Origin of the sequence: Flavobacterium bizetiae (genome assembly GCF_024271895.1) — a bacterium.
In the GTDB taxonomy this organism is placed as follows: domain Bacteria; phylum Bacteroidota; class Bacteroidia; order Flavobacteriales; family Flavobacteriaceae; genus Flavobacterium; species Flavobacterium bizetiae.
Genome location: NZ_CP091861.1, coordinates 1,976,114 through 2,002,689, shown reverse-complemented (window position 1 = coordinate 2,002,689; position 26,576 = coordinate 1,976,114). Strand labels below are relative to the sequence as shown.

26 protein-coding genes are annotated in these 26,576 nt (G+C 33.2%); 17 read left to right on the top strand and 9 right to left on the bottom strand.

Annotated elements, in window-relative coordinates; genetic code table 11:
- Positions 1 to 4: 4 nt before the first annotated feature.
- Complete coding sequence (locus tag L0669_RS08810; protein WP_173972219.1) at positions 5 to 349, bottom strand: phage holin family protein; 345 nt, start codon at positions 347 to 349, stop codon at positions 5 to 7.
- 223 nt (positions 350 to 572) lie between these two features.
- Complete coding sequence (locus L0669_RS08805; RefSeq protein WP_173972218.1) at positions 573 to 1,337, bottom strand: alpha/beta fold hydrolase; 765 nt, start codon at positions 1,335 to 1,337, stop codon at positions 573 to 575.
- A gap of 219 nt (positions 1,338 to 1,556) precedes the next feature.
- On the opposite strand from L0669_RS08805, the gene L0669_RS08800 reads away from it, so the two are divergent.
- Positions 1,557 to 2,951 carry a hypothetical protein gene (locus L0669_RS08800; protein WP_263762839.1) on the top strand — a complete coding sequence of 465 codons (1,395 nt, stop codon included), beginning with the start codon at positions 1,557 to 1,559 and terminating at the stop codon, positions 2,949 to 2,951.
- A gap of 51 nt (positions 2,952 to 3,002) precedes the next feature.
- Here L0669_RS08800 and L0669_RS08795 read toward each other — a convergent pair whose 3' ends face one another.
- The 3 genes from L0669_RS08795 to L0669_RS08785 all read right to left on the bottom strand — a co-directional run bounded on the left by L0669_RS08795 (position 3,003) and on the right by L0669_RS08785 (position 7,081).
- Positions 3,003 to 3,854 (bottom strand): DUF4249 domain-containing protein, encoded by an 852-nt coding sequence (locus tag L0669_RS08795; RefSeq protein ID WP_173972216.1) that lies wholly within the window; start codon positions 3,852 to 3,854, stop codon positions 3,003 to 3,005.
- A 5-nt stretch (positions 3,855 to 3,859) separates the two neighbouring features.
- Positions 3,860 to 6,136 carry a TonB-dependent receptor gene (locus L0669_RS08790; protein WP_263762837.1) on the bottom strand — a complete coding sequence of 759 codons (2,277 nt, stop codon included), beginning with the start codon at positions 6,134 to 6,136 and terminating at the stop codon, positions 3,860 to 3,862.
- A gap of 231 nt (positions 6,137 to 6,367) precedes the next feature.
- On the bottom strand, positions 6,368 to 7,081 hold the full coding sequence (locus L0669_RS08785) for a pyridoxine 5'-phosphate synthase (protein ID WP_263762835.1): 714 nt from the start codon (positions 7,079 to 7,081) through the stop codon (positions 6,368 to 6,370).
- A gap of 116 nt (positions 7,082 to 7,197) precedes the next feature.
- Here L0669_RS08785 and L0669_RS08780 point away from each other — a divergent pair, with 116 nt between their 5' ends.
- From L0669_RS08780 to murI, 8 genes are all read left to right on the top strand, one after another.
- Positions 7,198 to 7,857 carry a CBS domain-containing protein gene (locus L0669_RS08780; RefSeq protein WP_263762833.1) on the top strand — a complete coding sequence of 220 codons (660 nt, stop codon included), beginning with the start codon at positions 7,198 to 7,200 and terminating at the stop codon, positions 7,855 to 7,857.
- A gap of 91 nt (positions 7,858 to 7,948) precedes the next feature.
- On the top strand, positions 7,949 to 8,836 hold the full coding sequence (locus L0669_RS08775; protein ID WP_173972212.1) for an NAD kinase: 888 nt from the start codon (positions 7,949 to 7,951) through the stop codon (positions 8,834 to 8,836).
- Between the two features lie 173 nt (positions 8,837 to 9,009).
- Positions 9,010 to 9,699 (top strand): type IX secretion system protein PorG, encoded by a 690-nt coding sequence (gene porG / locus L0669_RS08770; protein WP_263762831.1) that lies wholly within the window; start codon positions 9,010 to 9,012, stop codon positions 9,697 to 9,699.
- Positions 9,700 to 9,703: 4 nt separating this feature from the next.
- Positions 9,704 to 10,444: an isoprenyl transferase gene (locus L0669_RS08765; RefSeq protein WP_173972226.1), complete on the top strand. Its 741-nt coding sequence runs from the start codon at positions 9,704 to 9,706 to the stop codon at positions 10,442 to 10,444.
- Positions 10,377 to 13,124 carry a BamA/OMP85 family outer membrane protein gene (locus tag L0669_RS08760; RefSeq protein WP_263762829.1) on the top strand — a complete coding sequence of 916 codons (2,748 nt, stop codon included), beginning with the start codon at positions 10,377 to 10,379 and terminating at the stop codon, positions 13,122 to 13,124. The genes L0669_RS08765 and L0669_RS08760 overlap by 68 nt, the downstream gene beginning before the upstream one ends.
- A gap of 47 nt (positions 13,125 to 13,171) precedes the next feature.
- On the top strand, positions 13,172 to 14,185 hold the full coding sequence (locus L0669_RS08755; RefSeq protein WP_263762827.1) for an OmpH/Skp family outer membrane protein: 1,014 nt from the start codon (positions 13,172 to 13,174) through the stop codon (positions 14,183 to 14,185).
- Between the two features lie 15 nt (positions 14,186 to 14,200).
- Positions 14,201 to 14,704 carry an OmpH/Skp family outer membrane protein gene (locus L0669_RS08750; protein WP_173972208.1) on the top strand — a complete coding sequence of 168 codons (504 nt, stop codon included), beginning with the start codon at positions 14,201 to 14,203 and terminating at the stop codon, positions 14,702 to 14,704.
- Between the two features lie 155 nt (positions 14,705 to 14,859).
- Positions 14,860 to 15,636 (top strand): glutamate racemase, encoded by a 777-nt coding sequence (murI, locus tag L0669_RS08745; RefSeq protein WP_263762824.1) that lies wholly within the window; start codon positions 14,860 to 14,862, stop codon positions 15,634 to 15,636.
- 2 nt (positions 15,637 to 15,638) lie between these two features.
- Here the strand turns inward: murI and bamG are convergent, their stop codons facing one another.
- Positions 15,639 to 16,874 carry a BamG family beta-barrel-assembly machinery protein gene (bamG, locus tag L0669_RS08740; RefSeq protein WP_263762822.1) on the bottom strand — a complete coding sequence of 412 codons (1,236 nt, stop codon included), beginning with the start codon at positions 16,872 to 16,874 and terminating at the stop codon, positions 15,639 to 15,641.
- Positions 16,875 to 18,203, bottom strand: a complete 1,329-nt coding sequence (locus L0669_RS08735) for a DUF4270 domain-containing protein (RefSeq protein WP_263762819.1) — start codon at positions 18,201 to 18,203, stop codon at positions 16,875 to 16,877.
- A gap of 281 nt (positions 18,204 to 18,484) precedes the next feature.
- Here L0669_RS08735 and L0669_RS08730 point away from each other — a divergent pair, with 281 nt between their 5' ends.
- The 6 genes from L0669_RS08730 to L0669_RS08705 all read left to right on the top strand — a co-directional run bounded on the left by L0669_RS08730 (position 18,485) and on the right by L0669_RS08705 (position 23,288).
- Positions 18,485 to 19,276 (top strand): DUF6268 family outer membrane beta-barrel protein, encoded by a 792-nt coding sequence (locus tag L0669_RS08730; protein WP_263762817.1) that lies wholly within the window; start codon positions 18,485 to 18,487, stop codon positions 19,274 to 19,276.
- A gap of 16 nt (positions 19,277 to 19,292) precedes the next feature.
- Positions 19,293 to 20,300, top strand: a complete 1,008-nt coding sequence (locus L0669_RS08725) for a Kelch repeat-containing protein (RefSeq protein ID WP_263762814.1) — start codon at positions 19,293 to 19,295, stop codon at positions 20,298 to 20,300.
- The gene (locus L0669_RS08720; protein ID WP_263762813.1) at positions 20,284 to 20,622 is read left to right on the top strand and encodes a DUF4907 domain-containing protein; all 339 of its coding nucleotides are present in this window, start codon (positions 20,284 to 20,286) and stop codon (positions 20,620 to 20,622) included. The genes L0669_RS08725 and L0669_RS08720 overlap by 17 nt, the downstream gene beginning before the upstream one ends.
- Positions 20,623 to 21,747, top strand: coding sequence for a sensor histidine kinase (locus L0669_RS08715; RefSeq protein ID WP_263762811.1), 1,125 nt, complete (start codon positions 20,623 to 20,625; stop codon positions 21,745 to 21,747). It begins immediately after the preceding gene.
- A gap of 12 nt (positions 21,748 to 21,759) precedes the next feature.
- Positions 21,760 to 22,470 (top strand): dioxygenase family protein, encoded by a 711-nt coding sequence (locus L0669_RS08710; RefSeq protein ID WP_263762809.1) that lies wholly within the window; start codon positions 21,760 to 21,762, stop codon positions 22,468 to 22,470.
- A gap of 101 nt (positions 22,471 to 22,571) precedes the next feature.
- Positions 22,572 to 23,288, top strand: coding sequence for a LytR/AlgR family response regulator transcription factor (locus tag L0669_RS08705; RefSeq protein ID WP_263762807.1), 717 nt, complete (start codon positions 22,572 to 22,574; stop codon positions 23,286 to 23,288).
- A gap of 92 nt (positions 23,289 to 23,380) precedes the next feature.
- On the opposite strand, the gene L0669_RS08700 is transcribed toward L0669_RS08705, so the two are convergent.
- Positions 23,381 to 23,899, bottom strand: a complete 519-nt coding sequence (locus L0669_RS08700) for a gamma carbonic anhydrase family protein (RefSeq protein WP_263762804.1) — start codon at positions 23,897 to 23,899, stop codon at positions 23,381 to 23,383.
- A gap of 9 nt (positions 23,900 to 23,908) precedes the next feature.
- Entirely contained in the window at positions 23,909 to 24,901 is a 993-nt protein-coding gene (locus tag L0669_RS08695; RefSeq protein ID WP_263762802.1) for a PorP/SprF family type IX secretion system membrane protein, read from the bottom strand.
- A 143-nt stretch (positions 24,902 to 25,044) separates the two neighbouring features.
- Between L0669_RS08695 and L0669_RS08690 the strand changes: the two genes are divergently transcribed.
- Together L0669_RS08690 and L0669_RS08685 are read left to right on the top strand one after the other, a co-directional pair.
- Positions 25,045 to 25,944 carry a NifU family protein gene (locus tag L0669_RS08690; protein ID WP_173971021.1) on the top strand — a complete coding sequence of 300 codons (900 nt, stop codon included), beginning with the start codon at positions 25,045 to 25,047 and terminating at the stop codon, positions 25,942 to 25,944.
- 144 nt (positions 25,945 to 26,088) lie between these two features.
- Complete coding sequence (locus tag L0669_RS08685) at positions 26,089 to 26,496, top strand: YtxH domain-containing protein (protein WP_263762800.1); 408 nt, start codon at positions 26,089 to 26,091, stop codon at positions 26,494 to 26,496.
- The last annotated feature ends 80 nt before the right edge of the window (positions 26,497 to 26,576 follow it).

Sequence of the window (26,576 nt, the reverse complement as noted above, 5' to 3'; positions counted from 1 at the left end):
TATTTTATTTATCGTCTCCAAGTATCTTATAAGTAATAGACTGAAGAATAGACAGTATAATACTAAACAATAAAGCGGTCCAGAAAGAATCTACTGCAAAACCTCCAACAATATTGGTACACAATAAAATAATGATGGCGTTAATTACCAATAAAAACAAACCTAAAGTAATAAAGGTGACGGGTAATGTCAGGATAACTAATATTGGTTTTATAAAAAGATTTAGTAATCCTAAAACAATTGCAACGATTACGGCTGTACCAAAACTGGCCACATGAACACCGGTTAAAAAATTAGCAATTAGCAACACTAAGGCCGCGGTAACAAGGAGTCTAAGTAATATTTTCATGTTTTTTGATTTTTTAAAGTTATATTAAATGTAATAAAATTTACAACTGGTTAGGTGTATTTTTTTTTAAAACACATAGAATCATAGATATTACAAACTCATAAAAGACGTTTCACCAACATCAACAAACATAGCTATGTGTAAATAAACTAGTTTCTTTTTTTTATTCTTTTTACACATCTAATGCTTATGTCTCTATGTGTTTAATTTTAGATTTTTTAAACTATTCTTTTAAAAACTCCGTCGTTAATTCAAAAAACAATTTAGGGTTTTCGGCATGAAGCCAATGTCCCGCATTTGGAATTGTTTCGAACTTAACGTTTGGAAATTGCTGACGAATGGCATCAAAATCGGCATCCTGAATATATCCTGAATTTCCGCCGCGAATAAATAAGGTTGGTTTATCAAATACCAAATCACTATCTAAAGCTTTTCCAATAGCATCGAGATTATTATTAAAAGCTTCCAGATTAAATCTAAACGCCAATTGTCCCGGTTCCTGCCAATATAAATTCTTTAATAAAAACTGACGCGTTCCAAAATCCGGAACATATTCTGATAAAGTTGCTTCGACATCGTTTCGGCTTGGTTTTACAGAAAAATCAATTGCATTTAGTCCTGCCAAAATATCCTGATGATGTTGCTTGTAAAATCGGGGACCAATATCGGCCACAATTAGTTTATCTACAATTTCAGGATGTGTAGTTGCAAAAAGCATGGCTACTTTTCCTCCCATCGAATGTCCCAGAATATCAATTCTTGTCAATTGATTTGCCTGACAATATTCGAAAACATCTTGTACCATGGCTTCGTAACTCCATTCGTCTGAATGAAAACTACGCCCGTGATTTCGCAAATCTAAAATATGAACCTGAAATCCGGCTTCTACATATTGTCCTGCCAAAGTTTTCCAATTATCAGACATGCCCAAAAATCCGTGCATGATAATAAATGGTTTTCCTTCGCCTTCTATTTTTGAGTATAACATTTATATTTTGGTTTTTAAAAACATAAAAACAAAGGTAAAACTTATCCCGCAAAGTGTAACCTAATAAATTTTATCAAATGTTTTTTAGTTCAATTTTATTAAAAAAATATTTACAGCCTTACGGTTTCCCGTAAAGTAAAAACTAATATAAACATTATCTTGCGGCATTAAAAAATCAAAACTAAATTTTGATTTAATCATTTAATTTAAACCATGACCATGATTAAAAAATTTCTTTTATGCGCGGTAGTTCTTTCGCAATTTGCTATCTCTTGTTCTAGCGATGACAATACAGATCCTACAACAGACCCAAAAACAGAGGAGCCTACAAAAGACAAAACCCTTGCTGAACAAATTGCAGAACTTGTTAAAAAACCTTATTCGTCTTTAACCCCGGCACAACAAAAACAAAAGCTTGAGGTAGAAGCAAACGAAATGTTGGTTCAGCTTAACAAAACAAAAAGCTCAAGTGCAATTGAAGCAATTCAAAATCTTGGACATTTATTTAGCATCGATCAAGTTGATATTTTTGACGGAAAAAGTAGTAACGGTATTGAAGAAATTTTAAATATTTCTGGTGTTTATGGTATTTATACCTGGGATAATACTAAAAAAATCTGGGTTAAAACTGCTTCGAAAACTGAATTAAAATTTATTTTCCCTGCTAAAAAAAGCCAAACTACAAACAACGCTGTTTTATCAGCTAATAGTGTTTCATCAGATATTAAAGTAAAAAATACTGACACTTACGGCGAATGGAACTATGACAGTGAGAAACAAGAAATGATACATACTCCAACTGTATATGACTACTTCTTTTTACCTACTTCAACTGATGCAACATTAACAATTGATAACGTTCAGTCTGCTTCTCTTACTCAAACTGCTAAGTATTCTAACAGCAAACCAGCACCAGATGAGTTTGCTTACAAAATGAGCCTAAATGATGGTTACGTTTGGGAAATGAGTGGTAAAAAAGGTACAGCAACTACTTCGAAAGCGGTACTTACTTATAACGGAAAAATATTAGTTGACTTTAACGGAGGAAGCTCAGCAAACATTGATGCTTTACTAAATAACGAGCAACTTGCTCAATACAAAGGAAAAGCAAATGGTCTATTTACATTATTGGATAATTTTGTAATTATCGCAGATATGGATTTAGCTACTGAAGCAACTGACAGAGAAGCTTTATACAAAAGTTTAGTTCGCCCTGCTTATCCGGATTACGATAAAGCTAACAGTAATTACAAAGCATATTACACCACTATAAATGCAAACGAGAAAAAACAATCTGAAGGTATTGCAGCCGGCTTTAATAAAAACTTTAAGTTAATTTTAGTTTCTAAAAAAGACGGAACTAAAATTGCTGAACTTGTTCAACATTCAGATAAATCAGGTGAATATACTTTCGATTTACCTGTTTGGTATGCAAAAGGTGGTTACTGGACATGGGATGGTACTGGAGAATTATTTTCACGACCTTATCTTGACGAAGTATTGTACTTAAAATTCAATGATAATACCGAAGTAGCAGCAAGCGTTTATTTCTCAACTGGATTTAATGATTTGCTAACTAAGTATAAAGATTTTGCAGCATCTTTTAAAAAATAAATAGTTTTTAATAATTCATTTAATGCCGATTTGAATGGTTTCAAATCGGCATTATTTTTTAGGTGGTGTTCTAACAATTATAGTACTTTGCCCATATCCCGCCCAAATGCCTATTCCTCCTTTTATATTCGACTTAAGACTTGTATTCGAAGGATAAATTGGATTCTTATTATTTACAATTTCGTTTTGCCAGCCGTTCCAGAAATCTAAGGCGTCTTTGTTTTGGGTTCTTAATTTTACATGAATCAAATTGCCATCTGTAAAATATGGCGTGAATTTAGTTTTAGAAAAAAGCAAAAGTCCTCTGTTTATTTGCATTGAAATTGACGGAGTTGCAAAGTTTGTATCATCTAAATTCCCATAAAATGCAGGTGTAAAAATGGGTTCTTCTTTATCGATTTTTGTAGCAATCTGATAATAATTTTTCTGATTTACGGGATCATCAAATTTCACAAAAATATAACCTATAGTATCTGTAGCAGCCTTTTTTATATATTCGGCACTTTTTAACTCAACAGATGGCGGAATTGATGTTACTGCCTCAATAACTCTGTCTAAATATTCTATTTTTAATGAATATTGTTTTCCTGTTTCGCCTTTTAGAGTTGAACCAAAATAAACAAATGGCGGTATGCGATTTTTATCATTTGTCACTCTCAAAACCTCTGAAGTCTGACCATCAGAAATGGTGATTTTTGCAGATCTTATCACGTGATTTAAAACATTTGTAGAATCAATTGCATCGGCAACGGGAATACTGCTCGACAACAAAACGTGAGCATAATCGCCTTCTTCTATCCATCCTTCGACTACAATTTTAGACTCATTACTTTGTTCGCTAAAATCATCTTTAGAACAACTTACAGCAATTAAAACAAAGAGAAATAGTATGTATTTTTTCATGACTTTTAAAATTTAAATCTCCAGCTTATCGAAGGCAATATTCTGTATAAAACTTTTTTCTCCTGTTTTACAATCACGTTATTTTTATCTTCATTAACCTGAATATTCAAAAAAACATAAATTGGATTTTCGATATTAAAAGTATTATAAATCGAAAAATTCAAAGCGCTTTCTTTTTTATTTGTTTTCAGGAAAAAGTAATTAACGGAGAGATCTGTCCGGAGATAATTTGGCATTTTTGCATTATTATATTCTGAATATTCTTTGACAGGATTATTATTGATAAAATACCATGAAGTTGGCATCGTAAAACGATTTCCCGAACTAAATACCTGAGTAATACCAAAGTTCCACTTTGAATTCAAATCATACATCCCAACTACCGAAAGATTATGTCTTCTGTCGTATTTGGCAAAATAAGTGTTTCCGTTATTCAGTTCATCAAAATTTCGATCAGACCAACTTAGCGTATAACTTAACCAACCTGTAAATTTGCCGCTGTTTTTGCGCAACATCATCTCTAATCCGTATGCTTTTCCTTTTCCAACTAGTAAATCATTTTTTAATGTTGTGATTTCGTTAAACTGAGTTATTCCATAAGGATATTCGAGTAAATTACTCATCAATCGATAGAATCCTCCGAAAGAAGAAGAAATACTTTTTGAAATATTTTGATTTGCACCTATCGAAAATTCGTCAGAAGATTGTGGTTTTATTCCGTTTGAACTTGCGATCCAAAAATCAGTAGGAATCCCTACGCTTGAAGTAGTTACTAAACTCAAATATTGATATTGCCTGTTGTAAGATCCGTAAAAAGAATATTTTTCGTTTGCAACATAATTTAATAAAACACGAGGCTGAAAATGCAAGTATGAGTCATTTGAACCTGCTATATAGTAATTAATTCTAAGTCCCAGTTCAGCATTTAACCGATCTGTTAATTTGGGTTTAATGGTCGTAAAAACAGCAACTTCATCAGCATTAATTATATTATTTTGAGAAGTATCATTATTGGTAAGATTTTCGACATTTACTTTTTGAGGTTGTAAATTATGATGTGCATATTGTACTCCAGATTCGATAGGAATATTTTTTATCGAATAACGAAAGGCATTATTAAAGCCAAAATCTTTTACGTACGAAGAAACTCCAAACTGTATTGTAGCTTGCTCCATATTTAGTTCATTAGAATATTTACTAAAATAAACCGCATTTGACATGCTTAATACTGGCGAAAAAGTAGTTACCAAAGTGGGAGCAACTGTAAAATTACTCCATTTTAAATTCGTTTTTAATGCAAGCTCACCATCTTTTATTTTCAATTCGTCTGCACTAATAAAAGCATCTACAGAAAGGAAATTCTTTTTAGAAATTTGCGAAACCAAAGTAACATTCCCATCAGAGAAACCATATTTCATATCCTGAGCATCATTGCTTTCTGAATCTGAACGTAATAATGGCCCAACGGTTTCATCTATATAAGTTTTTCGTCCTGAGATATAAAAACCCACTTTATCATTTACAGGAACCGTTAAGGTAAGTTGCGACGCCAGGATTCCAACATTTCCCTGAATACCCAACTCAGATGGTATTTTTTTATTTGGGACTAAAAGCGTTGTAGAACTTAAACGTCCACCATATTTTGAATTCGAACTCGATTTATCAAATTCGACTTCTTTAATATGATCTGTGTTATAGAAAGGAAAAACACCCAATAAATGCGACATTCCATAAATAGGAGTTCCGTCGTATAGTATTGCATTATGCCCCGGATCTCCTCCTCTTACATATAAATATCCGTTTGCATCTCCTGAATTTTGTACGCCTGGCGTTAGCTGCAAAAGTTTTACAATATCGGTAGTACCCAAGACTGTTGGTACAGAGGATAATTCTTTTAGATTGAAAGATAATTTACCTCCAGACAAATTCGTAATACTCTTTTTTTTATCATTGGCTACTACCACTTCTTTTAAAAGAGAAATATCCCTTTCTAACACTATTGAAATTATAGTGTCTTTTAGAAAATCAAAATGTAGCGTTTTCTGCAGATAACCCAATTGAGTCACTGTTATTTTTAATTGCCCTAAAGAAATGTTTTGCTTAAAATTACCCAGAGTATCAGATACTGCGTAATAGTGCTGTTTTTTTATTTCTAAAGAAATACTGGCACCCGGAAGGTTTTCGTTTTCAGAAGATTTTATGTTTCCTATTATAGTGGCTTTAGATTGCGCAAATACAGTAGAAAAGGAGAATAAGAAAAGGAGAATTATAGCTTTCAACACTTCATTTTAATAAGAAAAGTGCGAAAGTAATCAATTATAAATCAATTCTTAGCTGATGTAAATATTTTATTCTTTGGTGTAAACTTGTACCCGTAAAAAGTTTGTCACGACCGGAATGTCGCATGAGGGATAGTAGTGGAAATCCTTTCGTTTTTTTCTTTAAAAAACGAAAGATTGAAACGAATAGCCCGACCCGCTTTTTCTGCGGGTCATGCCCTACTCCTTTTTATATTATTTCAATTTATTCAAGTACATATTCACCACATTATCTAAACCTAGATAAAGTGCCTCAGCAATTAAAGCATGGCCGATAGAAACTTCTAATAAACCTGGAATATTTTGTTTGAAAAACTGAATATTATCTAAACTTAAATCGTGTCCGGCATTGATTCCTAAACCTAATTCGTTTGCTAATGCTGCAGCTTTAACATAAGGATCAATTCCGTTTTTATTTCCTAAATCGTATTGATGCGCAAAAGCTTCTGTATATAATTCGATACGATCTGTTCCTGTTTTTTTTGCTCCTTCGATGATTTCCAGAACCGGATCAACAAAAATCGAAGTTCTGATTCCGTTACGTTGAAATTCCTGAATTACTTCAGTTAAATATTCCTGATTTTTTATCGTGTCCCAACCTGCCGAAGATGTGATCGCTCCAATTGCATCCGGAACTAATGTTACCTGAGTTGGTTTGCATTCTAAAACCAAATCGATAAAATTATGTTGTGGATTTCCTTCGATATTATATTCGGTGTGAACGATTGCTTTTAAATCTCGTGCATCCTGATAACGAATATGACGCTCATCTGGACGTGGATGAATGGTAATTCCCTGCGCTCCGAATTTCTGAATATCGGCCGCAACTTTTAATAAATCAGGAACATTTCCTCCTCTGGCATTTCGAAGGGTTGCAATTTTATTGATATTTACACTTAACTTTGTCATATGAATAGATAATTAATTCTAGTAACACTATATTTGTTACGACAAAAATACAAAGTAAAACGTAGCAGTTTTTGCTATTTTTTGATTATTTTGCATGAAATATCCTTAACAGATTTATGACAGAAATTATAAACTATATCACCAATGATTTCAGAGCGATAGATAGTCAGGAAACGATAGCCTCGGTTCAGGACTTTTTTGCTGATTTGAATTTTTCGCATTTTCCGGTTTTGGAAAACGGAATTTTCATTGGAAGTATCGCTGCTGATGATGTTGAAACTTTTGACACAGATAAAAAAGTTATTGATTACAAATATACTCTGGAACGTTTTTTTGCACGAAAATCAATGTTGTGGCTTGATGTTTTAGAAGTTTTTGCAAAGAATCATACCAATGTGGTATCGGTTCTGGACGAAAATAATGCTTACATTGGGTATTATGAAATGGAAGATATCATGAAATTTTTTCAGGAAACTCCATTTTTAAAAGAACAAGGCGGCATAATTATCGTTCAAAAAGGACTTCTAGACTATTCGATGGGTCAGGTTACGCAAATTGTAGAAAGCAATAATGGTAAAATCCTGGGTTGTTTTGTATCTGAAGCTGATCTTGAAAATGTTCAGATTACGATAAAAATTGGCGTAGGACCAATGAATGAAATTATTCAGACGTATCGAAGATATGGTTATGAAATTATTTCAGAACATCAGGAAGACGCTTATATCAATAGCCTGAAAGAACGCTCAGATTATTTAGACAAATACCTTAATATATAAATTAGAAAATTGGTCAATGAGAAAATTAGAAAATGATCTCAACTAATAAATTATCAAATTAACACATTTCCTCATTATCTAATTATAAAGAATGAAAGTAGCCATATACGGACAGTATTATCAAAACAGTACGGAACCCATTATCAAAGACATTTTTTTGTTTTTCAAAAACAATAATGTCGAAATGGTTATTGAAGAAAACTTTCTAAAAATGCTTCATGAAAAGCAACTCGTAAAAAAGGAGTACCAAACATTTTCGTCGAGCACATCGCTGGATGATAGTTTTGACATGCTGATTAGTATTGGAGGTGACGGAACTATTTTAAGAGCTGCTACTTTAGTTCGTAATTCCGGCGTTCCTATATTAGGTATTAATGCAGGAAGATTAGGTTTTCTGGCCACGGTTCCTAAAGAGAGTATCGATAATTTTTTACAGTTTGTAATTGATAAAAACTATACTATTTCTGAAAGAACTTTACTCAGCTTGGCTTGCGACCCCAAAAACGATGCAATTGAAGAGAATCTGAATTTTGCCATGAATGAAGTAACCGTGAGCCGAAAAGATACTACATCGATGATTACAGTTGATACGTATTTAAATGATGAATACTTAAATTCATACTGGGCAGATGGATTGATTATTTCTACACCTACCGGTTCTACCGGATATTCTTTAAGTTGTGGCGGCCCAATTTTAACGCCAAATGTAGAAAGCTTAGTAATTACACCAATTGCACCACATAATTTAAACGCCAGACCCCTTGTAATCCCAAATAACACAGAGATTAAACTTCGTGTTTCCGGAAGAGAAGACCAATATCTGGTTTCGTTAGATTCAAGAATTGCTTCGGTAAAAAACGATTCGGTTTTAACGATTACCAAAACAGACTTTAAAATAAAAATGGTCGAAATTCCAGGCGAAACTTTCCTAAAAACACTTAGAAATAAGTTACTTTGGGGAGAAGATAAGAGAAATTAAGTTCTTTTGTGATTCACTACTATACGATAATACCACATTTTGCCGTTCTGCATGTATCGAATCATCATTAAATGTCTCAAAATCATATTGTAAATTTAAAAAAAAGCACATTTAACTAAAGGAACGTTGATTCGTATCGATAATTATTATATTTGCACGCAATTTTGAATTAAATGAAGAAAATTTTTAATTTATTGTTATGTTTTTTCCCCTTTATCACACTAAATGCTCAAATCAATGAGATTGGTGTTTTTCTTGGTGGAAGTAACTTTGTTGGTGACGTAGGAAGTACGACTTATATTGCTCCTGAAAAACTGGCTTTTGGAGTTTTGTATAAATGGAATAAAAGTCCGCGTCATGCGTATCGCTTTTCGTATACACAATCAACTGTAGCCGGAAATGATGTGGATTCAAAAGAAACAGGAAGAAATCTGAGAGGCTTTAGTTTCAAAAACGATATAAAAGAACTGTCTGCCGGTTTAGAATTTAATTTTTTCGATTTTAACCTGCATGATTATCATACAAAAGTTACTCCTTATGTATATTCGGGATTAAGTTTTTTTCTTTATGATCAATTATACCGTAACATAACAAATCCAAACGTGATGCAAAAGCAAAACGGAAGTTCGCTTGCTATACCTATTATATTAGGTATAAAATCGAATATAGCACCACACTGGGTTTTAGGCGCCGAAGTTGGAGCACGTTACACCTTTACAGATAATATTGACGGAAGTAACCCGAATACTAATAGTCCAAACGTATTAAAATTTGGAAATTTAAATAATAATGACTGGTATGTCTTTTCAGGTATCACTTTAACTTATACCTTTGGACAAAAACCTTGCTATTGCGCATATTAATAAAATGAATTTACTAGACTCTATAGATCAAACAAACTTACCCAAGCATTTGGCCATAATTATGGACGGAAATGGTCGTTGGGCAAAACAACAAGGTTTTTTAAGAGCATTTGGTCATGAAAACGGAACAAAATCTGTAAAAAAAACAATTACAAATTGTGCCAAACTTGGTATTGAGTATTTAACGTTATATGCTTTTTCTACAGAAAACTGGAATCGTCCTAAATTAGAGGTCGAAGCATTAATGAAAATATTAATCAATTCATTAAAAAAAGAGCTTGTTACTTTGCAGGAAAACAACATCAAACTTAATGCAATTGGAAACCTTGATAAATTACCAAAATCAGCTCAAAAAGAGCTCTTAGATGTAATGGACAAGACAAAAAATAATACCCGTCTTACTCTAACCCTGGCTTTAAGTTACGGATCAAGAGAAGAATTGGTAAATGCCGTAAGAATCATCAGTAATAAAGTTAAAAATAATATAATTTCAATAGACGCTATTGACGATTCAATTATAAATGAGCATCTTTACACGCAAAATTTACCTGACGTAGATTTATTAATAAGAACAAGTGGAGAACATAGAATAAGTAATTTTTTGCTGTGGCAAATCGCCTATGCAGAATTATATTTTACTAATGTCTTGTGGCCTGACTTTAAAGACCAAGATTTATATGAGGCTATTATTAGTTATCAAAAAAGAGAACGTAGATTTGGAAAAACCAGTGAACAAATTAAATAATTTTTTAGTGTTACAAAAAAGAATACAAATAGTCTTTACCCTACTTGTTTTGGGTAGTTTTTCACAAATAAAAGCACAAGAAAGAGTTCCTTTTGATCAAGGAAAAAAGTACATTCTTGCTAAAGTTTCTGTCGTTGGTAAAATAAGCTTCAATGAACAAACCGTTGTTACCTTTTCTGGCCTTCAAAAAGGACAAGAAATAGCCGTACCCGGTGAAGAAATTAGTGGCGCTATTAAAAAATTAGGTAAACTTGGGCTTTTTGATGAAATTGCCTTTTACGTCAATAAAATAGACAATGACAGTATTTATTTAGACCTTAATATTGTTGAGCTTCCTAAGCTAAACGAAGTAAAATTCGTTGGTATTAAGAGAAGTAAAGTTGAAGGATTAATTAAAGACAACAATTTGACCAAAAATAAAATTGTCAACGAAAACTTAATTACGACAACCAAAAACTATATAGAAAACAAGTACAAAAAAGACGGTTTCTATAATACTAAAGTTACTATTACAAATACTCTTGATACCGTTAACGGACATCACGTAAACATGCTCGTTCGGGTAGATAAAGGTGATAAAGTAAAAATTAGCAGTATCGATTTCATTGGTAACAAGCAACTTACAAGCTCTCAATTAAGAGGAGCTATGAAAGATACCAAGCAAAAAAATGTGTTGCGTATTTTAAAATCTTCAAAGTTTATTCCTGAAAAATACAAAACCGATTTAGAAAAAGTTGTTGCAACTTATAAAGAAAAAGGATATCGTGATGCCCGTATTATTTATGATTCTGTTACTTATAACAAGAAGAAAAATATGCTTGCCATCAAAATAAAGATGGAAGAAGGAAACAAATATTACTTTGGTAATATTAAATTTCTTGGAAACACCGTTTATCCGGATCAATTGTTAAGTCGTTATTTAGGAATTAAAAAAGGAGAAACCTATAACGGAGTTTTACTTGAAAAACGTATCGCTGACAAAACAAAACCTGATGCAGAAGACATTACAAACTTATACCAAAACAATGGTTATTTGTTCTCTAATATCAATGCTGTAGAGGTAAAAACAGTAAACGATACTATTGATTTCGAAATTAGAGTTACAGAAGGTCCTATTGCTTATTTTAATAAAATATCTGTAGTAGGAAACGATAAAACCAATGACCACGTTATCTATCGTGAGCTTAGAACTAAGCCGGGAGAAAAGTACAGTAAAGAACAATTGGTTAGAACTATTCGTGAGATTGGACAATTAGGATTCTTTGATCCTGAAGCAATTGATCCAAAATTCAAAAATGTTGATGCAAGTGCAGGAACGGTTGATATCGAATACCATGTTGTAGAAAAAGGATCTAGCCAGGTCGAACTTCAGGGAGGTTACGGTGGTGGAGGTTTCATTGGAACTTTAGGATTATCGTTTAATAACTTCTCTGCGAGAAATATATTCAACAAAGAATCGTACAAACCATTACCAATGGGTGACGGACAAAAAGTATCTCTTCGTTTACAAGGAAGTACTTATTTCCAAACGTATAGTATCTCTTTCTCAGAGCCATGGTTTGGAGGTAAAAAACCTGTACAATTTAGTTCATCTATCTCTTACAGTAAGCAATTCTTAAACAACTATGCTACGAGAAGTGTAGATAAAAGCAAAAGTTTTAACATCTTAACATTACAAGTAGGTTTAGCAAAACGTCTTACTGTGCCGGATGATTATTTTGTATTATCACAATCTGTGAGTTACCAACATTATGACTTAAATAATTACAATACAGGATTATTTACTTTTGGTAACGGAGCATCAAGAAACTTAGCATATACAATTGGACTTTCAAGAAGTAATAAAGGGGTTAACCCGATATTCCCAACTTACGGTTCAGACTTTAGTATTTCTGCAAAAGTAACTCCTCCTTATTCCTTATTTAACGGAATTGATTACGGAAACTTACAAAATGAAAAAGAATACAAATCACAATATACAGGATCACCTACTTCAGGTGTAGACGGGCAACCTCTTAACACTGGTGATTACGTAAAAACAGAAACAGTAAATGGTCAGTCTGGAATTGTAAGTGTTGGATCTGATTACGCAAGTGCAGATACAGATCAGGGAAAAGTCGATCAAAAGAAATACAACTGGTTAGAGTACTATAAAATTAAATTTAAAGCAGACTGGTATACTAAACTGTATGGTAAATTAGTTCTTAGAACATTAACAGAGTTTGGATTCCTTGGTGCTTATGATCAAACAAGAGGTGTTGTACCATTTGAGCGTTTCTACTTAGGAGGAGACGGAATGCAGAGTTATTCAATGGATGGTAGAGAAACTATCGGATTAAGAGGTTATGAAAATAACTCATTAACTCCTGTAAATTCAAGAAATGAACAAATTGGAGCAACTATCTATAACAAATTCTCTATGGAGTTACGTTATCCAATTACATTAAAATCATCTGCATCGATCTATGCGTTGGCCTTTTTAGAAGCTGGTTCATCATACCCAACTTTTAAAGATTATAACCCATTTGATCTTTATCGTTCTGCCGGTGTTGGATTACGTGTTTTCATGCCAGCATTTGGATTATTAGGTATTGACTGGGGTTACGGTTTCGATCCTCAACCAGGAGAAACTAAAGCACATGGTAAAGAAATTCACTTTATTATTGGACAACAGTTTTAGTAGAAATTTTAGTACATTTGTTTGAAATTTTCAAATAGACTAATATTATGAGAAAACAATTTTTATTTATATTTTCAGCTTTGATCGTAGCCTATACAAGTCAGGCTCAAACGAGAACGACCAGAATTGGCTACATCGACATGGAATATATTCTAGAAAATGTTTCAGATTATAAAGAAGCTAAAGCTCAATTAGAGTTAAAAGCTCAAAAGTGGAAACAAGATATAGAAGCCAAAAAACTTGACATCAGTAAGCTTAAAGATGGTCTTAAAGCCGAAAGAGTTTTACTTACCAAAGAACTTATTGATGAAAGAGAAACAGAAATTAAGTTTCAGGAAGATGAAATGCTGACTTATCAGGAAAAACAATTTGGAGCTAACGGAAACTTGATTCATCAAAAAGCTGCATTGGCAAAACCTATACAAGACCAGGTTTTTACCGCGGTTCAGGATATAGCCGAAGCTAAGAATTATGATTTCGTGTTTGATAAATCATCTGATTTGACAATGCTTTTTAGCAATAAAAAATTTGACATCAGCGATCAGGTAATTCGTGTTTTAAACCGAACTGATAAGCGTGAGCAACTGACTAAAAAACAATTAAAAGACCAGGAAGCCAAAGAAAGCATAGAAAATGCTATCGATGAAAATCCGGCAATGGCAGACAGACAAAAAGCATTAGATGAAAAGAGAGCTGCCAGAGAAAAACTAATTGAAGACAGACGCTTAGAACAAGAAGCTAAGAAAAAAGAATACGACGATAGACGAAAAGCAATTGCTGCAGAAAGAGAAGCTAAAAAAAATGGCACGGTTTCTGAACCTGCTAAAACAGAAGCAGCCAAAACTGACGCTACCAAAACAGAAGCAGCTAAAACTGATGCGACAGCAAAACCTGAAGCGACAGCCACACCTGCAGTAGACAAAGCGGCAGAAAGACAAAAGCTTTACGAGGAACGTAAAAAAGAATTAGAAGAGAGAAGAAAGAAAATTTTAGAAGAAAGAGAAGCGGCTAAAAAAGCAAAAGAAGCCGAAGCACAAAAATCAAATACGACCAATAATTAATTAATATTTTTAAAAATGATGAAACAAATCAAAACTTTACTAATTGCTGCCATTTTAGTTTTAGGAGCAAGTAACACAATGAACGCACAAGCTAAGGTAGCTCATGTTGATGTTAGCGAGATTATGTCGAAAATGCCTGCAATGCTGGATGCACAAAACCAATTACAAAAATTAAGTGGTACATACGATGCAGAATACAAAAAAATGGTTGACGAATATCAAGTAAAAATCAAAAAGTATGAAACTGAATCTACAACTGTAACTGATGCTGTAAACACTGAGCGTTCTAAAGAAGTTCAGGACATGCAAAAAAGAATTGTTGATTACAGAGACAACGCTCAAAAAGAATTACAACAAAAAGAAACTGACATCGTTAAACCATTAATGGAAAAAGTTAGAACTTCTATCCAAAAAGTTGGAAAAGCTAAAGGTTTCCAATATGTATTAGATGGTTCTACTCTTTTATTAGCTGACGGTCCAAACTTGACTGCTGATGTAAAAAAAGATTTAGGATTCTAAAAAACAGATTTCTTAAAATAAAAAAAACTGCTTAAACCTGTAAAAGATTTAAGCAGTTTTTTTTTACATTTAATTAAAACTAAAAAACCGAAATATTCGCACATTTCACGTAAATTGGAATACTTATTTATTTCAAAAAACACTAAATTTGCAGCATGACGAATAACAATCCTATAGGCGTTTTTGATTCTGGTATTGGAGGAACTTCCATCTGGAACGCCATTCACGACTTACTTCCAAACGAACAAACTATTTATTTAGCTGATAGTAAAAATGCTCCTTATGGTCAGAGAACAAAAGAAGAGATTGTAGCGCTGAGCAAAAAAAATGTTGATTTTTTACTTGACATGAATTGCAAGCTTATTGTCGTTGCCTGTAATACCGCAACAACAAATGCGATATTAGAACTTCGTGCAGATTATGATATCCCGTTTATAGGAATTGAACCAGCTATAAAGCCAGCCGCTAACAACTCAAAAACGCAGGTAATTGGGATTTTAGCGACAAAAGGAACACTGAACAGTGAACTCTTCAATAAAACAGCAGAAATGTTCCAGAACACTAAAATAATCGAACAAGTGGGCTACGGACTTGTTCAGCTTATTGAAGATGGTAATTTGAATTCTCCTGAAATGACTCAATTATTAGAATCGTATTTACAGCCTATGATCGATGCTAATATTGATTACCTAGTTTTGGGTTGTAGCCACTACCCTTACCTAATTCCTCAGATAAAAAAAATACTGCCGGAGCACATTCAGATTATTGATTCCGGAGAAGCTGTCGCGAGACAAACTCAAAATATTTTGCGCGATAAAGTTGGTTTTACTGACAATCAAAAAAGCGATCCTGTATTTTATGTCAATTCAAATCCTGAAGTTTTAAAATCAATTTTAGAATATAAATATCCTGTAATCGAAAAAGACTTTTAAGCCTAATCTATTTTTCGTTTAATAAACCATATACCGTCTAATGATAAATTAAGAGATATCTTATGATAGTTTTCTTTAATTAAATCATTTGAAATACTTCCTTTTTGTCCGTACGAATACGAAATATTCAAAGCCGAATATGTGTTTTCAAGCGGTAAAGAAAGTCCGATCGAAATGGCCGCATTGTTTACTCGTTTACCGTCGACTTCAAGATAACCAGTATCGAAGTTTACACCCGTCGCGTATTGAATTCTATCCCAATATTTTCGAACATTTTTTTTAGATCTGTAAGTAAACCCAAGTGCAAATCGATCCTGATTCACAAAATTGCCATATAACTCAGACTGGTTACTATTACTCCATAAACTTTTTTCATAATCTAATGTCATGTTCAGATTATTTTTAAATCGTTTACTAATCCCAATACCCATTTCTAAAGGCATATAATAATCATCTGTATCTGATGCCACATTAGACTCTACTGTAGTAATAACATCATCTGCAATCGTCTCAACCGTTTGCACCTTTGAAGCTTTAATTTGAGTTGGGAGCTTAAAAGTCGTTGCAACAGTTAAAGTAGAATCAATTTTATATTGCGCCCCCAATGTACCGCGCCAACCGTTATAAGTGGTCTTTTTCTGGATACTCGTAACTGAACTTTCGATCAAAAAACTTCTGTTATCACTTGTATTTCCAAACAATACAGCTGCCGATGCTCCCACAGATAATTTTTTCCCCAATCGATATCCGTATGAGAAATCAAAATTATTTAATCCGCCAGAACCTGCAGCGGTCAGATAGTAATAATCCTGACTATTTTCTATAGGTATTTTTAAGTTTGAAATTTTAAATGCAGCACTTGAATACGGTTTTAAAGCCACACTAAATCCTGAATTTTTAGTAACCGGAAAAGCAAATGCAATATGCGAAAACTGAAAATTATTACGGCTTTCGCTTTTAGAACTGTTTTGATAAGTTGTAGAAATCGCTTTTCCGCCAATATCAAACATAAAGTGATTTTGAGGCAAATAGCCTAATGATGCGGGGTTCAGGTTATTTATAAAAGTATCTGATGGCAAAGCAATTCCTGATGAACCAATAGCCGGAATTACACCAAAATCAGCATCATACACACTACCTAATCCGTATAACGAATATGGTGAACTTGAAATACTTTGCGAAAACGAAGTTAGCGACAATACCATGAAGCAACTTAGATATATTATTTTACTTTTCATTTAATAAGAGATGTAATAAATTTTAAGCTGGATTTTATTATTTAAATTTTTCTGATCTCCTAAAACAATTCGATCTACGGCTTTAGAAATTGATGGCAATGTGAGCACCAGAGAAGATCTCGAGTCTGTATTTTTTAGCATTTCTTTCTGCAAAAAGGTACCAATAGGAATGGTGTATCCAATGTTTTCATTAAACTCATCACTCTTTTTATTAAGAATACCATAAACTGTTTTACCCGCAGAATTCAATAACAAACCGCTTAATCTATTTAGATTATCACCTATATAAATCTTTAAAGAATCGGCTAGCGGATATTTTTGAGAATAGGTATTACTTACTGGTTTCAGGAGAATTTTAGCGTCTACGATTGCTCCATTGGCTGCGATTTTTTTAAGCTGCTTAATATTTGGAAAATCGATCCTGCAAGCTACACCTGAACCGGACTGAATAAATCCCTGCCTGTTTGTTAATGCACTTGAGAGCTTACTGCTTGAGACAGGTAAATTTTCAAGTAAAGTTCCCGTTTTATCAGATGAAATGGCGTTAAATTGTTTAGAGAGGTCTGTAATAGTAAAATCTAATATAAACGGGACTTCTTCAGTATCTGCCTGATATTTTGAGTAATACAGTCTGACTTTACTTGTTTCTACGTGAAAACCTATAACGCTCGCAGAATTTGAAGTTTCCGGCACAAGAACAAAACCTTTTAGATATTCATTAAAACTATCAAAATCTGTAATTTCCCTTTTCTTTAATTTCTGAAAAAGAGCAGCTCCAAAAGCATCACTCATCTTAATATTGATCGAGTCTTTTTCAATTGGCCTGGGTTTATACGATATCGTTCCTAAACTTTCATCGCTGTAAGTTAAAGCCGAATTGTTATAGAAACTTTTATCCTCAGTATTCGGTTTTACTTTTTGAGTGAGTCGATGAATATTAAAAGTTTGCACTTTTGTGGTATCCCCATAATAATAGTTATCATATTTTAGAACCATCGAAATAGAATCAAAAACATAATTGGTCGTTTCAGTATCAGAACCGCTACTATTTAATACATAGGAAGTTCCTGCCAATTGAAAATAACTGTTCGATTTTACTTTCCCAAAAATTGGATCTTCATAATTACCAATCAAAATACGTTTTTGACTGGAGGTAATAAGCGAGTCGAAATTTATTGTAGACATCTCGACCGTAACAGTATCAATTAAAATCACTTTATTACCCACTGCAAGATAATCTGATCCTACAACAAAGTCACCGGCATCAGAATCAGTTCCGCATGATAGTACGGTAACCGCCAAAAACAACATCAATATAAACTTGTGCATATTCAATTTTTTGAACAAATATAAATTGCACTCTCCTGCACCACACTATAACATATACAGCCACGTGTTTTTAGACTATAAAAAGGAAAAAAACATCTACAATGCATCAATACCGTCAAATACTTCATTCAGCCTTAAAAAGGGCCATTTAGTCTATCAAAAAGTACCGTACATATATCTTCTTTTTTTTAAAACCACTAGCCACCTACTTTTGAACCAATAAATAAGTAATGAAAACAAGGTTTTTAATTTGTTCGTTTTTTTTGATTTCAATTTTCAGCATGAAAGCTCAGGAGAACTTTTCAGTAAGTGCGAATGCAAAAACAGAACCTACTGATAAAATTAAATTTAACGAAACCAATATTGGGATATCGTTTAACAAAAACATAGGTGCAAAGAATAAAATAACAAACACATTAGAATATTCGAATTTGAAAGTGAATCATGAATTAGGCAGCAATACTGCGTACGAGCAATTGGATCAATTCAATCAGATCAAAAACAGGTTTGGGTTTTCTCATGAAATCTCGAATACAACACATCTGAATTTTTCGATTACTCCAATGGTAAATTTTCAAAGTAATTTAAATACTGATGATTTCTCGCTTTTAGGAAGCTTTAAAGTTAAGCAGCAATTGAGTTCAAAAACATTTATTAGTATTGGAGTTGCCCGAACAACCGTTTTTGGCACACCGAAATTCATGCCCACATTAGGATTCAATTATCAAATAAACCATCAAAGTTCTTTATTAATTGGGTTTCCGGATTCAAAAATTTCATACTCTAATAATATTCGAAATAAGTTTAGCCTAAACAACAATTTCAATGGTAATTTTTATCATTTAGATCCGCAAAACACGCTAAACAATAATGCCTCGAAAGTAAGCTTATCGCAAATGACGACGTCATTAGAATATGAAAGAAATGTAGACAAAAACTGGTTTTTAAATTTTAAAGCCGGATATGATTTTAATAAAAAATACAACCTGCAGGATAACGACAATCATAATGTTTATGATTTTAATACCGGTAATGGTTACGTTTTAGGAGTTGGCATCAAATACAAACAATAAATAAATTTAATACACTATGAATAATTTGAAAAAAGGAATATTATTCGCGGCATTGTTTTCGAGCCTCTTTTTTATAGGCTGCAGCAAAGACGATGATGACGATGATTTAATAGGAAACTGGATTAAAAAATCGGCATTTGATGGTCCTGCAAGATCTAGTGCGACGAGTTTTGTTATTGGAGATTTTGCTTATGTAGCAACAGGTTATACCGGCGACGTTTATCTAAAAGATTTATGGGCGTACAATTCTACCGGAGATTATTGGGAACAAAAAGCAGATTTTACAGGAATTGGAAGAAGTTCTGCGTCTAGTTTTACACTTAATGATAAAGGATATGTTGGTCTGGGTTACGACGGAACCAATAAACTAAAAGACTTTTATCAATACGATCCTACAAGTAATAGCTGGAGCCAAAAAGCTGATTTTGGAGGAACGGGACGTTATGCAGCGGTAGGTTTTCAGGCTGGAGGAAAAGCTTATTTTGGAACCGGTTATGACGGAAATTACCTTAAAGATTTTTATCAGTACAATGACCAGACCAATACATGGACGCTTGTAAACGGATTTAGCGGAAACAAACGTCGTAATGCTACTGCTTTTGTAATTGCTAATAAAGTGTATTTTGGAACCGGAATTAACAATGGGGTTTATCAGGAAGATTTCTGGGAATTTGACCCTGCTACAGAGGTATGGACCAGAAAACGTGACATCGATAAAGATACAGACGATGATTATACGTATAATGATGAATATGCCATTGTTCGTTCGAACGCGTCTAGTTTCTCTATGAACGGATTAGGATATATCGTGGGTGGAGAAAACGTAAAAACAACCTGGGAATACAATCCGGCAACAGATTTATGGGTAGAAAGAACCCCTATGGAAGGTGCCAGCAGAACAGACGCAGTTGGTTTTGCCATTAATAATCGTGGTTTCTATATGCTTGGAAGAGTAGGTTCTACCTATTTTGATGATGCCTGGGAGTTTAAACCTTTAGACGAACAAAGTGACGACGACAATTAATCATAAAAAACAATTCTTCTGGAGTAAAATCCGGAAGAATGTAATGTTGCTTTTACCGGTTTTACTATTTACTGCTTGTGTAAAAAATGAAAAATTTAAAACGGAATCCTTTAGAACTACGTCAGGTTGGGGTTATTCCATTGCTTTTAAAAATAAAATTATAATCAGGCAGTCTGTGATTCCGGTAATAAGCGACACTAAAAGTTTTACTACTGAAAGTGACGCCTTGAAGGTCGCGCATTTAGTAGTAGACAAACTCAATCAGAACATATCACCAACCGTAACCAAAAATGATTTAATTTTATTAAAAATTAAATTATAAATGACAATAGATACTATCAGAAATACGAGTTCAAATAAAATTTTATTTCATTGCATCATATGGATTTTCTTCATTCTGACTTCATTAATTCAGTTTTACGAAAGTCCGTTCAGGATCAACAATGATTTTTATGTACAATGGGCTACAGGAATTATCCTGTTCTATCTCAATTACTTTTATTTGGTTCCCGTATTACTTTTAGAAAAAAAATACTGGCTGTATTTTGTATTCGTATTTGCTCTTATTTTATTGTTTATGATTATAAGGATTAATTATTTTATTCCTGACTTTTCGCAGGTAAGACAATTAAAGCCAAGCAATATCATGCACACTATACCGCCTGAAGATTTTAAATTAATGTATAAAGGCCGAAGAGTAAGGGCTGCAGTTTTAGCAACAAGACAGCCTTTATTTTTCAAAATTGGGCCTTCGTTTTTTTATATCTTAATTATTACCATAAGTGCTATTATCAGAACACTTACAGAATTTTATAATAACCAGCAAAACAAATTAATTGCCGAAACGCACAGAACGAATACTGAATTGATTTATTTGCGTAAACAAACCAATCCGCACTTCTTATTCAATTCCTTAAATAGTATTTATTCTCTGGCACACAAGAAATCTGATTTGGTCCCTGATGCCATCGTAACGTTATCAGAATTAATGCGCTATATGCTCTACGAAACAGATAATAAAACGGTGGCTTTAGAAAAAGAGGTGAACTATATCCAGAATTACATAGAGTTACAAAAACTAAGGCTCAACAATATCGAAGACATTGTTATCAATGTTCATGGTGATACCAGAAATAAGTTTATCGAACCTTTATTACTCATTTCGTTTGTTGAAAATGCGTTTAAATATGGGACTGATTACAAAGGTGCCGCGCATGTAAAAATCAAGATTTTTATTCTTGAAAACAGCCTTGATTTCTGGATAGAAAACACAATTGAAAACTATGTTAAAGATCCTGAAAACTCAGGAATTGGATTGCTAAACATTCAAAACCGACTGGATTTGCTTTATCCAAACGCACACGAATTGAACATCACACAAGACAATCACTATTATCGTGTGCATTTGAATTTAAAATTAGATAAAATTCAAACGGCCATAAATTAAACATAAGGAAGTATGGACAGAAAAAAATTTATCCGAAACAGTATTTTAGGAATTGCTTCTCTGGCCACGGCTTCAAAATTATTAGAATCATGTTCTAAAAGTGATCATGATGATGCTGACACGAACGCATCCGGAGATGGAAGCTGCTCTGTTTCGCCATCAGAAACCAAAGGCCCGTTTCCTATTAAAACACCAAGCCAGTTAGTTTTAGAAAACATAAAATCTGACCGTATTGGAATTGCTTTGCTAATTAATTTAGTCATCGAAAATAAAAACAATAATTGCTCGCCATTGGCAGGTGTTTTGGTCGATGTCTGGCATTGCGACAAAGATGGCAATTATTCAGAATACGGCGGAACCTCAATGCAACAAACTGATTATACCTCGGTTCATTTTCTAAGAGGCAGACAAACCTCAAATTCAAAAGGAGAAGTATCGTTTCTTTCAATTTTTCCGGGTTGGTATCAAGGCAGAGCACCGCATGTACATGTCGAAGTTTTAAGCAGTAGCGGTTCATCATTACTGGTAACTCAAATTGCTTTTCCAGAAAACGTTTCGAGTACCGTGTATTCGAGTACCAACTATGCCGCTCATGGTCAGGCCGACACTTCGAACACAAAAGACAACGTATTTTCTGATAGTTTAGCTAATGAATTAGCGACACTAACAGGCAATCTTACAGACGGTTACACGCTAAGCAAAACGATTACCGTAAACGGATAATTTAAGCTCAATCAGTATTTTATGATAATTTTAGAACTTATTTTACTGGTTTAAAACTACTTTTGACTGCCAAAAGATTTTTTAAATTTAAACTTCATCAAATGAAATGTGTAATTATAGACGACGAACCTTTAGCGGTAGAACTATTAGAAGATTTTGTTCGAAAGGTAGATTCGCTTGAACTCATTAGTACTTTTAATAATGCTATCGATGCCGTTTCATTTATCAATCAAAATAATGTTGATTTGATTTTTCTTGACATTCAGATGCCGCATTTTTCCGGAATTGATTTTTTAAATACAATCGAAAAAAAGCCTCTGGTTATTTTTACCACTGCTTTTTCTGATTACGCCGTAGAAGGTTTTAATCTGGGCGCTGTAGATTATTTGGTAAAACCTATTCCGTTTCATCGTTTTTTAAAATCGGTTGTACGTGCACAACAGATTTTAAATCCTTCAACAGCTATTCAGGCAATTTCTGAAAACACCACTGCTCCTGAATTAGAACAGGATTTTATGTTTGTAAGAGCAGAATACGAAAACGTAAAAATGAATTTTTCGGATATTTTATTTATCGAAGGTTTAAAAGATTATGTCAAAATTTACACTACAGATAATAAATTCACGCTGACTTTAATCAGTTTAATAAAGCTGGAAAACCTGCTTTCAAGTAAAGGTTTTTCGCGAATTCACAGATCTTATATCATTAATATAAAACATGTAAAATCGATTCAGAAAAATAAAGTTTTAATTAGCGATAAACGAATCCCTATTAGCGAAAGCTATAAAAATGCTTTTTTCGAAAGAATCAACTTGTAAGTTTTTTAAATTCCAAAAACAAAAAAAAATCCAAATTCCAAAATGCCTGAAGCGTTATTGGAATTTGGAATTTTTATTTTGGAATTTTATTCTTACTGTTCGTTTTTAAACCAACCTGAATACATTACATAATTGTTCGAAATACGTTCGATCTCGCCTGCAAAGTCTGACTGGTCAATATCTTTCACTTTTTTTGCCGGAACACCAGCATAGATAGTTCCTGAAGGTACAATCGTATTTTGTGTAATAACCGCTCCCGCAGCAATAATTGAGTTGCTTTCTACAACACAATTATCCATTACGATGGCGCCCATACCAATCAAAACATTGTCATGAATCGTACATCCGTGCACGATCGCGTTGTGGCCAATCGAAACATTATTTCCTATAATAGTAGGGTGTTTTTGGTAGGTACAATGTATAATGGCTCCGTCCTGAATGTTTACCTTATTTCCAATCGAAATAAAATTTACATCACCACGAATTACAGCATTGAACCAGACGCTGCAAGAATCACCAAAAACAACATCACCAACAATTGTCGCATTTTCAGCAACATAACAATCTTCCGGGATAGAAGGTGTTTTTCCGTTTACAGATTTAATAAGCATGATAAAAGTTTAATTAATGGCCGGACAATTACAATCGTAACGTTCCTTTTTACAAAATAAATTGATTCCCAAAGTAATTTGATGGTATCCCCCAGTGTCAAATTTTACATCGCCGGTAACCTGAGAATAGGTATAAGCAAACATAAAGTTTTTATAATTTATACCCACTATAGGCGTAATGTATTGCAGTTTTTGAGACCCTATTCCGTTATTTGACTTACTATATTGTACGCCATCAAAACTTCTTCTATACGATAACGCAGCCCATAAGCTACCAAAATCCATATTTTTATAAGCTTTCATGTTCAGGTCAATAGATTTTTCCTTTGTTTTATCAAATAACTGAAATAAAAACGATGGCTCCCAGGTAATAGTATTGCTTTTACCAAAAACATATCCGGCACTCAGCAAAAACTTTCTAACATTATCGCTTTCGTAATCTGTATACAATTCTCTTCTGGTTTCAAGCAATCCCTGAACCGTTGCATGGGCATAAAAATCAAGATAATTATAGGAGGCTCCAACATCAACATTAAAATAAGAATCCTTTTGAATCTGACCAAAAACAATGGGATCAAAAGTTCCTCCAAATTTAGTTTCATCCAGCTGACTCTGAATTATTCCTCCGCTAATACCAAATGAAAGCTGATTGAGGTCAATTTCATCTCTGGAGAACATAATATGGTGCGCATAAGTAAGCTTTACGCCTTTTTGTGAATGGTAACCATTTTCATCATTAAAAATAATAATTCCGGCCCCTGATCGTTCGCCTACTCTACCATTAAAAGTTAAGGTTTGAAGTTGTGGTGCATCTTCTTGACCAAACCATTGCTTTCTGGCCGTTAATCTTATTTTAGCACAGTTAGCAGCACCTGCCATTGAAGGGTGAATCAAGTAATAATTATCTGATAAATAATCGGAGTAAACAGGTATTCCTTCTTGCGAATAGGAATAAGATGTTACGATTAAAAAAATAAATAAAACCCTGATTCTAAATTTCATAAAGGCAAATTTGTTGGTGTAAATTTTAGACTCTCATAATTTAATACGATTTATTTGAAAAGAGTCTTAATTATTTTATTAAAAAATCAAATATAGGTATTAGTAGAAAATAACTTTACTAAATTTGTAGAAAATTACAAATCATGACAAAAATCACTATAAAGGAAACCCAAAATCCAACTATCCTAAAGTTTGAATTTGAAGATTTCATTACAAAAAATCAAAATTTTGAATTTAAAAATATCGATGAAGCGCAAGCATCACCTTTAGCCCAACAATTATTCTATCTTCCGTTTGTAAAAACAGTTTATATTTCAGGAAATTTTATTGCGATCGAAAGATACAGTATCGTAGAATGGGACGATGTAAAAGATGCTGTTGCTGAACAAATTGCATCTTTCGTAGACAAAGGCGGTATCATTATAAAAGTAGATGAAAACGCACCAAAAAAACAACCTATTACGGTTTACGGAGAAACAACTCCTAATCCTGCTGCTTTAAAATTTGTGGTAAGCAGAATGTTGACTAAAAACGCTATCGAATATAAAAATATCGACCAGACTGCTTCTTCACCATTGGCAAAAGAGTTGTTTAAATTTCCTTATGTAAAAGAGGTTTTTATTGATGAAAACTATATTTCGGTAACTAAATATGACATCAACGATTGGGATGAAATTACTTTAGAAGTAAGAACTTTTATCAAACAATATATTGAGAACGGAGGAACTGTTTTAGATGAAAGTTTAATTGAAGTGGCTACTAAAAATGACATTACAAAAGATGAAGCATTTGACAAATTAGATGTAACATCGCAACAAATCATCAATATATTAGAAGAATATGTGAAACCGGCAGTTGCGGCTGACGGAGGAAACATTGCTTTTGACTCTTATAATGAAGATGACAAAACTGTAAAAGTAATTTTGCAAGGTGCCTGCAGCGGTTGTCCTTCTTCTACTTTTACCTTAAAAAGCGGAATCGAAAACATGCTAAAAAGTATGTTGAATGATGAAGCGATTAAAGTAGAAGCTGTAAATGCATAATAATGTATTCGAATAAATATAAAAAGCGTCTCAAATGAGGCGCTTTTTTATTGAATTCATATCTACTTAATTTTCAACAAATTATTCCGTTTTTATGTGATAAAAAAGTTTAATATTGTATTCTAAACCAATCAATATAAAACTATGGGATTATCTTCATTTTTCAAGAATTTCTTTGGCTCAGCCAAAGAAACGACTACCGATTTGGCCAATGAGGCCGAAGTTAAGTTTGAACAAGCTAAAGAAGCTGCTGCTCCTTATATTGAGAAAGCAGAAACATTTGCTGAGGAAACGATTGCAAAAGCAAAAGAAGCCTCCGAACCCATCCTTGACACTGCTGCTGAATATGCGCACAAGGCAAAAGACATTGTAAGCGAATATGTAGAGAAAGCGTCAGATTCTTTAAGTGAAGTAATCGATTCTGTAAAAGAAAAAACCACAGAAGCTTCTGATACAACCAAAACTATAGTAACAGAAACTGCAGCAGATGTAACGGAAAAAACGGAAACTGCAACAGACGAAATTATCGATACGATTCCTCCGAAGGAATAAGCGATCGTTTTTTCTAATAAAAATAAATATATCTATATTTGCAGCATTAATATACCTTCTCATTTGAGAAGGTTTTTTTA

What these genes read in the sequence shown, in the direction of transcription:
- L0669_RS08805 (WP_173972218.1), bottom strand. Translation starts at nt 1,337, where the DNA reads ATGTTATACTCAAAAATAGAAGGCGAAGGAAAACCATTTATTATCATG.
- L0669_RS08700 (WP_263762804.1), bottom strand. Translation starts at nt 23,899, where the DNA reads ATGCTTATTAAATCTGTAAACGGAAAAACACCTTCTATCCCGGAAGAT.
- L0669_RS08775 (WP_173972212.1), top strand. Translation starts at nt 7,949, where the DNA reads ATGAAAGTAGCCATATACGGACAGTATTATCAAAACAGTACGGAACCC.
- L0669_RS08690 (WP_173971021.1), top strand. Translation starts at nt 25,045, where the DNA reads ATGACAAAAATCACTATAAAGGAAACCCAAAATCCAACTATCCTAAAG.
- murI (WP_263762824.1), top strand. Translation starts at nt 14,860, where the DNA reads ATGACGAATAACAATCCTATAGGCGTTTTTGATTCTGGTATTGGAGGA.
- L0669_RS08705 (WP_263762807.1), top strand. Translation starts at nt 22,572, where the DNA reads ATGAAATGTGTAATTATAGACGACGAACCTTTAGCGGTAGAACTATTA.
- L0669_RS08755 (WP_263762827.1), top strand. Translation starts at nt 13,172, where the DNA reads ATGAGAAAACAATTTTTATTTATATTTTCAGCTTTGATCGTAGCCTAT.
- L0669_RS08725 (WP_263762814.1), top strand. Translation starts at nt 19,293, where the DNA reads ATGAATAATTTGAAAAAAGGAATATTATTCGCGGCATTGTTTTCGAGC.
- L0669_RS08785 (WP_263762835.1), bottom strand. Translation starts at nt 7,081, where the DNA reads ATGACAAAGTTAAGTGTAAATATCAATAAAATTGCAACCCTTCGAAAT.
- L0669_RS08765 (WP_173972226.1), top strand. Translation starts at nt 9,704, where the DNA reads ATGAATTTACTAGACTCTATAGATCAAACAAACTTACCCAAGCATTTG.
- L0669_RS08760 (WP_263762829.1), top strand. Translation starts at nt 10,377, where the DNA reads ATGAGGCTATTATTAGTTATCAAAAAAGAGAACGTAGATTTGGAAAAA.
- bamG (WP_263762822.1), bottom strand. Translation starts at nt 16,874, where the DNA reads ATGAAAAGTAAAATAATATATCTAAGTTGCTTCATGGTATTGTCGCTA.
- L0669_RS08715 (WP_263762811.1), top strand. Translation starts at nt 20,623, where the DNA reads ATGACAATAGATACTATCAGAAATACGAGTTCAAATAAAATTTTATTT.
- L0669_RS08810 (WP_173972219.1), bottom strand. Translation starts at nt 349, where the DNA reads ATGAAAATATTACTTAGACTCCTTGTTACCGCGGCCTTAGTGTTGCTA.
- L0669_RS08695 (WP_263762802.1), bottom strand. Translation starts at nt 24,901, where the DNA reads ATGAAATTTAGAATCAGGGTTTTATTTATTTTTTTAATCGTAACATCT.
- L0669_RS08710 (WP_263762809.1), top strand. Translation starts at nt 21,760, where the DNA reads ATGGACAGAAAAAAATTTATCCGAAACAGTATTTTAGGAATTGCTTCT.
- L0669_RS08800 (WP_263762839.1), top strand. Translation starts at nt 1,557, where the DNA reads ATGATTAAAAAATTTCTTTTATGCGCGGTAGTTCTTTCGCAATTTGCT.
- L0669_RS08795 (WP_173972216.1), bottom strand. Translation starts at nt 3,854, where the DNA reads ATGAAAAAATACATACTATTTCTCTTTGTTTTAATTGCTGTAAGTTGT.
- L0669_RS08780 (WP_263762833.1), top strand. Translation starts at nt 7,198, where the DNA reads ATGACAGAAATTATAAACTATATCACCAATGATTTCAGAGCGATAGAT.
- L0669_RS08750 (WP_173972208.1), top strand. Translation starts at nt 14,201, where the DNA reads ATGATGAAACAAATCAAAACTTTACTAATTGCTGCCATTTTAGTTTTA.
- L0669_RS08735 (WP_263762819.1), bottom strand. Translation starts at nt 18,203, where the DNA reads ATGCACAAGTTTATATTGATGTTGTTTTTGGCGGTTACCGTACTATCA.
- L0669_RS08685 (WP_263762800.1), top strand. Translation starts at nt 26,089, where the DNA reads ATGGGATTATCTTCATTTTTCAAGAATTTCTTTGGCTCAGCCAAAGAA.
- porG (WP_263762831.1), top strand. Translation starts at nt 9,010, where the DNA reads ATGAAGAAAATTTTTAATTTATTGTTATGTTTTTTCCCCTTTATCACA.
- L0669_RS08730 (WP_263762817.1), top strand. Translation starts at nt 18,485, where the DNA reads ATGAAAGCTCAGGAGAACTTTTCAGTAAGTGCGAATGCAAAAACAGAA.